General features: G+C 66.5%; 8 protein-coding genes and 1 pseudogene. 6 read left to right on the top strand and 3 right to left on the bottom strand.

Annotated elements, in window-relative coordinates; all coding sequences use genetic code 11:
• Window positions 1-29: 29 nt before the first annotated feature.
• From MPE_RS24400 to MPE_RS21930, 3 genes are all read left to right on the top strand, one after another.
• Complete coding sequence (locus MPE_RS24400; RefSeq protein WP_158304650.1) at window positions 30-200, top strand: hypothetical protein; 171 nt, start codon at window positions 30-32, stop codon at window positions 198-200.
• 144 nt (window positions 201-344) lie between these two features.
• Window positions 345-1,382, top strand: a complete 1,038-nt coding sequence (locus tag MPE_RS21935; protein WP_011831821.1) for an alcohol dehydrogenase catalytic domain-containing protein — start codon at window positions 345-347, stop codon at window positions 1,380-1,382.
• A 34-nt stretch (window positions 1,383-1,416) separates the two neighbouring features.
• Window positions 1,417-3,639, top strand: a complete 2,223-nt coding sequence (locus MPE_RS21930; RefSeq protein ID WP_148211121.1) for a helix-turn-helix domain-containing protein — start codon at window positions 1,417-1,419, stop codon at window positions 3,637-3,639.
• A 193-nt stretch (window positions 3,640-3,832) separates the two neighbouring features.
• Here MPE_RS21930 and MPE_RS24220 read toward each other — a convergent pair whose 3' ends face one another.
• Entirely contained in the window at window positions 3,833-4,105 is a 273-nt protein-coding gene (locus MPE_RS24220) for a hypothetical protein (RefSeq protein WP_041930423.1), read from the bottom strand.
• 258 nt (window positions 4,106-4,363) lie between these two features.
• Between MPE_RS24220 and MPE_RS21920 the strand changes: the two genes are divergently transcribed.
• Complete coding sequence (locus tag MPE_RS21920) at window positions 4,364-5,581, top strand: hypothetical protein (protein WP_011831818.1); 1,218 nt, start codon at window positions 4,364-4,366, stop codon at window positions 5,579-5,581.
• A gap of 118 nt (window positions 5,582-5,699) precedes the next feature.
• A complete protein-coding gene (locus MPE_RS21915; protein WP_112191486.1) occupies window positions 5,700-5,978 on the top strand; it encodes a hypothetical protein in 279 nt (92 codons plus the stop codon).
• A 33-nt stretch (window positions 5,979-6,011) separates the two neighbouring features.
• Here the strand turns inward: MPE_RS21915 and MPE_RS21910 are convergent, their stop codons facing one another.
• Complete coding sequence (locus tag MPE_RS21910) at window positions 6,012-7,865, bottom strand: ATP-binding response regulator (protein ID WP_011831816.1); 1,854 nt, start codon at window positions 7,863-7,865, stop codon at window positions 6,012-6,014.
• Between the two features lie 657 nt (window positions 7,866-8,522).
• Between MPE_RS21910 and MPE_RS21905 the strand changes: the two genes are divergently transcribed.
• Complete coding sequence (locus MPE_RS21905) at window positions 8,523-11,432, top strand: Tn3 family transposase (RefSeq protein WP_011831781.1); 2,910 nt, start codon at window positions 8,523-8,525, stop codon at window positions 11,430-11,432.
• Between the two features lie 286 nt (window positions 11,433-11,718).
• Here the strand turns inward: MPE_RS21905 and MPE_RS21900 are convergent.
• Window positions 11,719-11,999: pseudogene (locus tag MPE_RS21900) on the bottom strand (transposase); the annotation flags it as partial.
• Window positions 12,000-12,025: the final 26 nt, after the last annotated feature.

Raw genomic sequence — 12,025 nt, 5'->3', positions numbered from 1 at the left:
GCGCGTTCGTGCGGCCGAAAGGAGACAGCATGACAAACGATCCGATGGTTCGCTGCAAAGGAGCACTTGAGCGAAAGTTCGGTGGACTTATCAGAGCACCGACGCTGGTGGCGATGCTGCTGCTGCTGCTGCTGATGGCATATCGGCTTCGGGTGGGGCTTCGCGCCCGGCTGGCACTTCGCAGCTCTCTATGGACGTGACTTATCCATGCGCAACGGTCTGAAGGAGTCGGACCGCATCAATTTGCGCTTGCTGAAAGCATTCTGAGGCCCCTGGGCCACAATCAGTCCCGGCGTTCTCGAATCGTCGGGGCCAGTGCGGATACCGCGTCGACCACAATTCTCATGCGAGCCGTCGTCTACAAGAGCCCCGGGCACGTTGAAGTCAGCGACGTCCCAGAACCGCACATTGTCGAGGCGACTGATGCCATTGTGAAGGTCACGCACGCCGGCATCTGCGGCACGGATTTGCATGTAGTGAAGGGCGACTTCGCGGGCATCACGCCGGGTGCGGTGGTTGGGCACGAATTCGTTGGCGAGGTCGTGGAAGTAGGTCGTGCAGTTCACCGAATTCGCTTGGGCGACAAGGTGATGTCTTCTGATTTCACTGCCTGCGGCCAGTGCCGCTGGTGCGATCGAGCCGAACACTGGCAGTGCACTGAGCGGGCCTTCTTCGGCACGGGCACCGCATTCGGTCCCAGCCTCTCCGGAGCGCAAGCGGAGTACGTCCGGGTGCCGTTTGCCGACCAGACCCTGGGCCAATTGCCGGAACAGTGTGCACCGGAAGCAGCCTTGCTGATGGGTGACAACCTCGCCACAGGCTGGGTCGCGATCGAGCGCGCTAGCACCCAAGCAGGGGACTTCGTCGTAGTCATCGGCGGCGGCGCGGTCGGCCAGCTCGCCGCATTGTCGGCGCAGGTGGCCGGTGCGGGGATTGTCGTGCTGGTCGAACCCAACGAAACGCGCAGGGCGTTCGCGACTGCCCAGGGATCCGTCGCCGTGCACCCGGACGACGCCGCGGCGCTGGTGCGGAAACTGACGGATGGCGACGGTGCCGAGGTCGTCGTCGAGGCGGTCGGCGGCAATGGCCCGCTCGACTTCGCAATGTCGCTGGCGCGCGCGCGCGGACGCGTCGTCTCCGTGGGCGCGCACGTAGCAGAAAGCTGGGCCTTTCCAGTCGGCCGCGCGTTCAAGGACGAGATGACCCTCAGCTTCGCTATCGGCGACAGCATTCGGCTGCGTCGCAAGCTGTTGCGGCTGATCACCAGCGGAGCCTTCGATCCCACCGTGGTGGTGGACGCACGTGGCCGACTGGCCGACGCGCCGGCGCTGTACGAACTGCTCGCCAAGCAGCAGCGCCTGAAGGCAGTGATGACCCCATGATCTGGCGCGCGCATAGCGGCGCAGACTCGGGGGCATGGGAAGTCGATTCACCTCCAAGACAACGCTGATGGCAGGCGCACTGGCGGGCGCTCTCGAGCCGATCTCGACTGCCGCGGCCCGTGGGCAGTACGACCTCGTGCTCGCAGAGGCCGAACGGGCTGTCGCCGAACTGCTCCCTGGCGCCCGCGGGCGTGTCATTCTGCGCACTGGCGGCGCCTGGTATGCCCCGTCAATGCTGGAACATGTTGGCGACACACCGGGTCTGGATCTTCCCGGAGGACTGGAGACGCACGAAGCTCCGCTGCGGGTGGGGAGGGGCGTGTTTGTCCCGGTTGCGCCCGGCGCGCTCGCTCTGCTGATCGAGGGTGATCCCGTCACGATCGAAGCCTCGGACTATCTGGGCGTGTTCTGCAAGTTCTTTGCGCTTGCTATACAGACCTGTGAGCGTCAGCGGATCGCCGTCCAGAACCTCGACGAAGTGCAGGCGCTGCAACGGGTCGCCACCCGCATTCTCAAGAGCCACGATCTGAGCGAGATCCTGCTGCTCATCACGCAGGAGGCCAAGCAACTGCTATCGGCGGACATCTGCGGCGTCCTGTTGCGGGAGGACGACAAGATCGTCATGCGCCGCTGCGTCGGCAACCGCTCGCCAGAAACGGCGAACCTGCAGATGGGACCCGGGCAGGGGTTGGCCGGGCTCGTCCTAGCACACCGCAAGCCAGCTTCGGTCGAGGACTATGTCACCAGCGAAGCCATCAGCCGCGACTTCTTCCACCTAGCCGAGGCCGAACTCGTTCGCTCGGCGTCGGCGGCCCCTCTGCTCGGACGCGACGACATCATCGGCGTGCTGGAAGTCTGGCGTCGTCGACCCTCGACATTCACGCCACAGGACACGACCCGGCTGACAGCGCTTGCGAACCTGACATCGATCGCCCTAGAGAACGCGGAGCTCTACGCCGGGCAACGCCGCATGGTCGAGGAGTTGGGGCAGGCGCACGAAGCGCTCAACCAGCGCTTCGACGTCGTGCGCAGCGTCTCAAGCCTCACGCAGACACTCATGCTGCTGCTGCTCCAAGGCACCGGATTGAATGCGATCGTTTCTACCACGTCCACGACGCTGAAGACGGACGTGGCCATCATCGACAGAGACGGCACACTGTTGGCATGGAGTGGTAGTGACCGGGCGCATGGCCTAGTCGCTGCTGTGGCCGCCGCCGTCGTCGCGCAAGGCGTCGCCACCGCGGGGCTGTCGATGACCCAGGGCGGCTTGTCCTGGCGAGTTCAACCCATCTTTGTCGAGGGCGAGGCGGTGGCCTGGATCCTCGGAACGCTCGAAGACGCGCATCGCTCGGAGCTCATCGAGTTGACACTCACGCAAGTTGCGGTCATCGCTGCTTTGCAGCGGCTGGAACAGCGATCGGCGAGCCGAGCACGATCGGAGTCGATCGACGCAACGTTGTGGGATTTGCTGCGCGCGGATGAGACCGCACGTGCAGCGGCCATCGACCGCGCGGCAGATCTCAAGCTGGATCTGGAGGGCCCGATGCGGCTCTACCTCTGCGAACTCGGCGCCACGGTTCCGGGATCTGCGCAGAGCTCGGGCTCTATCCTTCGGCAGAAGATCACACGTGCAGTGGAGACCGTACGTGGCGAGAAGGCGCGCGCGATCGCATTGCAGGGCATCTCGATCGCCGTGTTGTGTTCCGATCAGGCGCTCGACGATGCCGAACGATTTGCTAAGGGTCTCGCAGAAGCCATCAGCGACGGTCTTGGTGGACGCCAGGTTGTGGTGGGTGGGAGCAGCCGCTGCCACGTTCCCCGTGCTCTCGCAATCGCATACCGGGAGGCGCAGATCGCGCTGGATGTCTCACGGCAGATGGGCAAGACCGCCTCTGTCGTGTACGACCGTGCAGGCGTAGTCGGCATGTTGCTGAGTCTGCGCCATGATGTCGGCATGCGGCGATTCCTGGAACTGAACCTTGGTGAGTTGCTGAACGAGGAACCGAAGCAGCGCGACCTCTTCTTGCAGACGCTGCGCGTCTACTTCGACGTGAACTGTTCACACGAAGCAGCGTCGCAGAGGCTTGGTGTGCACAGAAAGACGGTCGCACACCGGCTTGGTCGAATCTCCGATCTGACGGGCCTGGATCTCAGTACGCACGACGACCGGTTGGTCGCGGACCTTTCGCTGTACGTCTTCCAGATGCTGAACAACGGTACAGCATCCGGCGATGCAGAGGATCGGCGCGTCAGGTAGTTGGTAAGCAACGGGATGGACGCCTACCACCCGTTGAAGACAGCGGCGTGCCAGAGCAGCATTCGACGTAAGGCGCCTCCGAACGGCGTCAGAAAGTTGACATAATTAACCTTGTCATGCATTGAGATTTGCACCCAAATTGGGGCAAATCACGGCGACAAAGCCTAGGATTCAAACTGCAGGCGTCATGGATCTAGCCCTTGGCGGCCGCCGCCAGCGCGCCGCGCGCCTTCGAACGCTCCAGCGGCTTGCGCTCGGGCACCCGGGTCCTCTTGCGTTCGGCCGCATAGCGCCAGCCCGCCAAGGCCTGCGAGACCTCGGGCACCTGCGCCGGCGTTACCTCCAGCAGCATCGTGCCGGCTAGCGACTTCACGACCGTCGCGCCGCGCGAGCGCGCAGCCTTCACAGCCGCCGCCAGCGCCTGGTCGTCCAGGGCACTGGCGTTGACGAAGACATAGCGGGCCACGAACTCGACTGTCGTGCTGCGCCGCCCGATTGGGTGGTACAGCCATGGCGGCGCCGACAGATCCCGCCCGCCAGGCCGAGCCCCCTTGAGCCTGCCCTGACGCTGCATACAATCGCCATCAAGGTGCCCACCGTACTTGCACGCGAGTAGAAAAAGGCCTCTCTTCATCGTCAACGTACTTCCCAGCCGGGCTTCGTCGCCGGGTCCTTAAACGCGTGCGCTCGACCTGATGCGACGTTGCACACGGAAGGAAGACGCATGACCTTGAAGCAACTCGCGCACACTGCGCATCACCAACTCCAATCCGCCTGCGGCATCTCCATGCCGCGCAGCCATGTCCATGAGCTGCTCGCTGCAGCCTTCGGCTACGGCTCGTGGGCGGCGTTTCGCGCCGACTGCGTCCTTTGCGACGCGGGCATCGGCGACATGACACCTGAGAACGGGCCCACCCTCGCCGGCCGGGCCCTGCAGCTAAGCGTTCCGCAGCGCGCTTGCCATGTCGCCGCATCGAGCCTGCATGCACTGCTGCAGGAACGGCGCATCGGTGCGATGCGGTGGCATGACGTTGAGGCGCTAACGCGACCGGCGGCATCGCAAGGCAGCAAGGACGAGGGCTGGGCCGAAGACGACGAGGACGACCTGGACTTCGACGATGAGGCCGCCCCAGAGGCTTCACCGTCGGCAGCTACGCATCTCGCTGGTTCGGCGCTGCTGCTCGACGAGCTCGCATCGCGGGAACTGAGCCCGCAGGTCCACCACCAGCTGGCGCGTGCGTTTCGGTGCCGCAAGCCCAACCCTTACCTCTACGAGGAGTCGCTGAAGGGACGCGTGTTGACCAAGCACGAGCAGGCGTGGGTCAATCAGTACCTGATCGAGGCGCCGCAGTACCGCGCCTTTGAGCATCACCTGCGCCAGGCGGCGCTCGGCGGCGTGCGACAGGCCGCCGCGGAATTTGCCGCGGAGTTCGATGACGCCACCTTCTACGAGCGCGCGAAGCGCCTCGACGGCGAGGTGGACGCGCGGACCATGGCCGAGCTCGCGCCCACCGTCGAACAACGGCATGACTGGCTGCGCGCGGCGGCCGACCAGGGATCGCACCAGGCGTTGGACGATCTCGCACATGCGGGCGACAACTGGGCATTGGAGCGGCTCGCGCGCGAAGGCGATGTCGAGGCACTGCGCACGCTGGCCGAGGAGGCCGTGGATAGCGGAGATAGGTTGCGTGCCTGGGCCTATCAGAACTTCGCTGCCACGCTCGGCGTTGACCTGACCCAATCCGACTACCGTGCCTACCATTCCGAGGGCGAGCACGCGGGCGAGTTCTACGACAGTGACTTCGGCGGCCCGATGCACGTGGACGGATCCCCGGCGGTGGAATTGCCGGTACTGGATGGCGACGGGCATTCGCGGGCCAGGGAGATGGCGCTGCGCTTCGCGGGCGGCGCTAGCTTGGCGAACGCGCTCGAGGCAGACTGACGTAGCGCGCGTCACGCGCAACGACCAGTGGCTGCTTTGGCGGGGGTCTGGACCGGCCTTTCGAGTTGCGCGGCCCTCGCAGGGGACGCAGGATGGTCATCCCTGCACGCGCCTTGCCATGAAGCCCCGGACATCCCCCTTGCGACTGGCGCTTGCCGGCCTGTGCGGTCCGACCGCACAAGCCGGCCCTGCCAACGTCGACGGACTGCTGGCGATCGCGGGGCTGCAACTGCAGGCGTACGACCCGCCGACCGGTTTCGCCGATCCGCGGCTTGCGACGGTTTGCAAGGAGGCTGCGAAGAAGGGCCTCATCGTCACCGACTCCCAGGGTCGGCTGGTCGGTGACCTGCGAGCGGTCTCCGTCGCAGAGGTCCTTCCATCGCTTCGGGACGGTTAGGCCGACCTGCGCCGCGGCGTTCCGCCGGCCCGCTCAGTTGCTGCTTGATGCCGCGGACCCGCGACGCTCCAATGCGCGAACGATGGTGCCCACCATCGTGTCTGCCTTGGCTGGCTTGGCCACGTAGGCATCGAAGAGACCGCTGTGCTCTTGTGCCAGACCGAACGCGCTCATCGCGATCAACCGCGTCTCCGACTTCGGGTGGCGAGCCTTGAAGCGCCTCGCGAGTTCGTAGCCGTCGGCGCCCGGCATCTGGATGTCGATCAACGCGGCTTCGTAGGCCTGGCCTTCGAACTCTCGAAGGGCGTCCTCGGTCCCCGGTGCCTCGACACAGACAGCTCCCTTGGCGCGCAGCAGGTCGGCGACGGCGTTGCGAACGGAGTCCTCGTCGTCGACGACCAGCAGCCGCATGTTCGACAGGTTGGCGGTCCCGGCGCCTGGCCGCTTCGGCGCTTGGTCCAACACCTTCACCGGAATGCGCACGCAGGCCGTGGTGCCGCGACCCTTCTCCGAGTTGAGCTCCGCGGTACCCCCGAGTTGCGCGACTAGCGACCGGACGATCGACAGCCCGAGCCCCAGGCCTCTCGCTTCGCGCGTACCGCGGAACCAGGGCTCGAAGACGTTGGGCAGCGCCTCCTCGGCGATGCCGCTGCCCGTGTCGCTGACCCAGAGCGACATCGTGCAGGGATCACCACCATCGATCTCGGCGCGAATCTCGATGTGCCCGGCGGTCGTGTACTTCACCGCATTGCTCACCAGGTTGCCGATGATCTGCTGCAGCCGCATGTCGTCGGCATGCAGCGAGACATCCGGGACTGCCACGCGAACCTCGATGCCCTTGCGAGTCGCGAGTTCACGCAGCTCGACGATGGATGCGGCGACTACTTCATCGAGTTGCACCGGCCGCTCGCGGATCTCGTAGCCGGCAGCCTTGTTCGCTCGCACGAAGGCCGCCAGGTCGTTGGCCTGGTGCATAAGCTGGTCGGCTGCGCGCGAGAGCCGCTGGATCGGCTCCTGCAGCCCCTTGGACTTGCCGTCGTCCGTCTTCAGGGCCAGCAGGTCGGCCAGGGCCACGATGGTCTGCAACGGCGTGCGGAACTCGTGCGACACCTTCGCGATGAACAGGTCCCGGGTGGCTGCCGCTTCATTGCGCGCGGACTCGGCAGCGACCTTGGCCTCGATCAACTCGAGCTGCGCCAGTCGCGCATGGTCGGCGCGCAGTCGATCGCGCTCGAGTAGTGCCCTCGCGAGCCGCTCGCCCGCAGCCTTGGACATCTGGGCGGAGCGGTGCATCGTGAAGCCGAAGCCGGCCACGACGGCCGCGAGTCCGATCGAACGCAGGCCATCGAAGGCCAGGTGCGCCATGGCGAGAGATGCGACCTGCGGCACGATCATGTACAGGTACGCGCGCCCGGCCAGCGGCGCGTAGAGCGCCGCGACGCCGGCGGAGCCGGCCAGCATCATCGGAAACGCGATCTGTGCCACCTCCTTCAGGTGTGGGTAGATCGCCAGCGCACCGTAGCCCCACATCAGGCCGGCCAGCCCCGCATTCAGTTCGACCTCGCGCCGAGCCAACCGCTCGGTTGCCTCATCCAGAGGCTCGCGCGCCCGGTACCGCTTGCTCATCGACCAGCGCCAGCCGGAGACAACCAGGCTGAGCCCGCCGAAGATGGTTCCAGGCAGGTTCAGGCCGGCCTCGAACGCGAGGTAAATCACCAGCCCGACGGCGGCAAGCAGCAGCGGCACGTTGGCCGCAGCCGACACGACCGCGTTGGCCGTCATCGCACGCGTGGTCTCGCCCGCATCGGGCGAGTGATCCCACTTCGAGGGCTTCTCGCCCCTCGAAGCCGTCGACTTGCCTGCCTCCTGATCGTGATCGCTTTTCATGTGCGCCGTCCTACATCGAGCCGGCCGCGGCCGCTGTGGTTGCTGACCGGCTGGCGGTTGCCTGTTCCTCGCGCCAGCGTGCCCCACCTCGCCTCGGCTGCAAGGGGTTCACCGTGGTACGCAGACACCACTGCCTTCAATCCAACAGCGACAGCGAGACCAAGTTTCCACGTTCTGACACGGACACGGACTTGCACCTAGAGATGGTTGACTTCGCCGACCTCGCGCAGACCATCGGCTCCTGGTGGATCCCCGTCGGAATCCTCGGTGATCTTCCCGCGGCGCGACCTGATCGCCGATCACCCTGACGTGTGTGACCGCGGCTGCGCCCGATGGAGGGAGACGTCCATCCCACCGTATGGGGGCCCCCAAGAGAGCGGTGGTCGTGTGGACACCCTCCAAAACCGAACCAACGGCGCCGCCGCTCGACCTTCGTCTTCATGGCTGCATTCGGGGTCGTTGGCGAACCAGATCGGCGTCGAAGGGGTCCCCTTGTTTTCGGTGCCAAAAGTGACGGTACGCTCCTGCCCGTAGAGCCAGCATTGGCGCGGGTCCGTTCGAGCGCTGTTCGGTAAGTTGTTGATTCGATGAACTTTCCTGTTGGCTCGCGCAGGGGCTTATCGTGGGCGGCCCGAGGCTTGAGTTGGGAGCGAGGCCATGCAAGGCTGGCAATCACCGTATCTGGGCCAGCGCGAGCTGCCGCGTGAGCTCAGCCAGTTTGAGCTGCAGGCCTTCTTCAGCTTCAGCCCCGCCGAGCGAGAGCTGATCGCGCGACGCCGCGGCGACGGTCTGCGGCTGGGCCTGGCGCTGCACATCGGCTTCGTGCGCATGACCGGCCGGCCGCTGAACAGCGTGCGCGTCGTGCCGAGCGTCCTGCTGGCCCACCTGGGCCGCGAACTCGGCATCGAGACTCCCGATCTGGCGTCCGTGCGGGCGCTGTATGCACGGGGCCGCACCCTGTTCGATCACCAACAGCTGGCCTGCGAGTCCCTGGGATTTGGCTGGATGACTGAGCACCAGCGTCGTGCGCTCGTGCGTGTGCTGCGCGATGAAGTCGCGCAGTGCGCCGACCGAGAACGTCTGATCGTCCACGCCCGGCAATGGCTGTACAGCCACAGGTTGCTGGTCTTGCGCGAGCGCGACATCCGCGGCCTGGTGGCGGCCGCCCTGAGCGAGCTCGAGCGCACGACGGCCGAGGCGGTTCGGCAGTCGGTTCCCGTCTCGACCCTCAAGCGCTGGAGCGCGGTGCTGGATGCCCCGCGTCCTGATGGACAACCCTGCCAGTCCTGGTTGTGGAGCGCGCCGGCCAAGCATTCCACGCGGCAGATAGCAGAGGTTCTGGAGCGAATCACTTGCCTGAAGGAGCTCGGCGTCGACCGCGCGCTGGCCGAGATCAACAACGTGCTGGTGCGCCGCTACGCGCGACGCATGGCCTCGCGAGCGCCGTCGGTCAACGCCCGCGTCAAGGAGCCCGCCCGGACCGTCGAGACGGCCTGCTTCCTGCGCTACTGCTTGCTGACGGCCACCGACCAGTTCATCCTCATGTTCCAGCGCCGCGTCGCCGATCTCTGGCGCCAATGTGCCGACGATGCGGTTGCCCCCATCGACTGGTCGCGGCAGTACCAGTTGCTGCTGCAGGAGTTGGCCGAGCTGGCCCGGGACGAAGCCGGCACGGCCGAACTGCGCACGCGCCTGCTCGAACTGGTCGCAGCCCGGCGCGCGCAGAGAACACCGAGCCGGGCCTCGGGCATCCGTCGGCAGTTGATCGCCGCCATCGCCCCGGTGCGCTCGCTGCTGGTGGCCGCTGGGAGCCTGTCGTGGACGGCCACGGGTGAGCACCCGGCGCTGCAGGCGCTGGACATCCTGCGCGCGCAGTACGCAGCCGGCGACAAGACCTTGCCTGTCGATGTCACCGCTGCACGGCTGGGGGCAGCGTGGCGCCAGGACATCGCTGACACCGACCGGGAGCGGGCGTTCCGGGCACTGGAAGTGGCCACCCTGTTCGCGCTGCGCCGGGGATTGCGCAATGGCTCGATCTGGATCGAACACTCGCTGAGCTTCCGAGGCCGCGAGCGGCTGTTCATCCCGGACGAGCGCTGGGAGGTTGAGGCCCGGCGCCACTACGCCAGGCTACAGATGCCGGCCAAGGCAGCGAACTACCTCGCGCCGCTGCTGGAGCGCGTGCGCGCCGGCGTCGACGCCGTGGCCACGGCGGTACGCACCGGCGCGCTGCGTGTCGACGACGAACTGCACTTGGCTCCGCTGGCGGCCGACGATGAGGACCCCGAAGTCAGCAGGCTGCGCAGCCGGCTCGATCAGCGCATCGGCGAAGTGCAACTGCCCGAGGTCATCCTGGCGGTGGACGCCCAGGTGCGCTTCAGCTGGATCATGCTCGCACGCGAGCCGCGATCTGGCCAGGAACTGCTGATGGTCTACGCCGGCATCCTGGCCCACGGCACCAGCCTGACTGCGGCCGAGTGCGCACGGATGATCCCGCAGCTGTCGGCCACCAGTATTCGCCAGGCTATGCGCTGGGCCGGTGACGAGCGGCGCCTGGCGCTGGCCTGCCAGGCGGTGCTGGAGCACATGCAACGCCAACCGATCGCCGCCACCTGGGGCCGAGCGGATCTGGCTTCGTCAGACATGATGAGCCTGGAGACCAGCCGCCGGGTCTGGCAGGCACGGCAGGACCCCAGGCGGCAGACGGCCTCGATCGGCATCTACAGCCACGTCAAGGACCGCTGGGGGATCTTCCATGCCCAGCCCATCGTGCTCAACGAGCGTCAGGCTGGCGCGGCCATCGAGGGCGTGGTGCGGCAGGAGAAGGTCGAGACCACGCAACTGGCTGTGGACACGCACGGCTACACCGACTTCGCCATGGGCCTGGCTCGGCTGCTGGGCTTCGATCTGTGTCCCAGGCTCAGGGAGCTCAATCAGCGGCACCTGTTCGTGCCGCGCGGCATGAAGGTGCCCGAGGAGATCGCTGCCGTGTGCGAGGCCACCATCGATACGGCCCTGATAGAGACCCACTGGGACAGTCTGGTGCATCTGGCAGCCTCGGTGATCACGGGCCACGCCAGCGCGGTCACGGCGTTGGCCAGGTTCGGCTCGGCCGCCCGAGGCGACCCGATCTACGACGCCGGCGTCCAGTTGGGCAAGCTGCTGCGCACGGCGTTCCTGGCCGACTACTTCGTCAACGAGGCGTTCCGCCGCGAGCTGCGACGGGTCCTCAACCGCGGCGAGGCGGTCAATGCGCTGAAGCGGGCGATCTACACCGGCCGTGTGGGGCCAGCGCAGGCACGGAGAGCCGACGAAATGCAAGCGGTGGCCGATGCGCTGAGCCTGCTGGCCAACATCGTGATGGCATGGAACACGGCGCAGATGCAGGTAGTGCTGGACCGGTGGGCCAATAGGCGGCAGATCGTGCCGGCCGAGCTGACCGGGCGCATTGCGCCCACGCGCCTTGAAGGCATCAACCTGCGGGGAGTCTTCCGCTTCCCGCTGGAGCGCTACGCGGGCCAGATCCTGCCGTCACAAACTGCAGTGAAAACAGGTGCTGCTGGCTGAGATCGACCCCACAAACAGGCCTTCAGCGGCCGATCGGAGGACCAACAGGAACTCATTGCCTGACAAGCACTTGCGCGCGGTCTGAAAGCGAACCCCGCGCCAATGCTGGCTCTACGGGCAGAGGCGTACCGTCACTTTTGGCACCGAAAACAAGGGGACCCCATGAGGCATGGCGGCGCGGGTGAACGCCGATCCGGTGAGGCGGGTGCGCTTGTTGGCGCGATCCCGCAGCAGTCCGGGGTCGCGCAGGGACGTGTTTTGGGGGGGTCGGGCATGGTTTGCGGACTCATGCGGCCGTTGCGGTCATCGCGGACGCGGGAGTGCCCGGACCGAGGAGTTGCGGCGCGAGGGCATGCGCATCAGGTTGTGCGCCAGCGCGTACAGCCTGACGACGCAGCGGACCTTGGCCAGCCCGCGCACCGGCATGCGCAACAAGCCCCGGTTGCGGGCCTGCGCGTTGACGCATTCGGCCGTGGCTGCACGATCCTTGTAAATCTCGCGCGCGGCGTCGGTGGCCATGCGGGCCCGCCATTGCGCCACCGCGTCGCTGTCGCCCGGCTTGGGCTCGAACTCGCTGCCCGGGGCGGGCGGCC

It is taken from the genome of Methylibium petroleiphilum PM1 (genome assembly GCF_000015725.1).
Classification (GTDB): Bacteria; Pseudomonadota; Gammaproteobacteria; order Burkholderiales; family Burkholderiaceae_C; genus Methylibium; species Methylibium petroleiphilum.
This window is presented reverse-complemented; position numbering and strand designations above follow the sequence as displayed.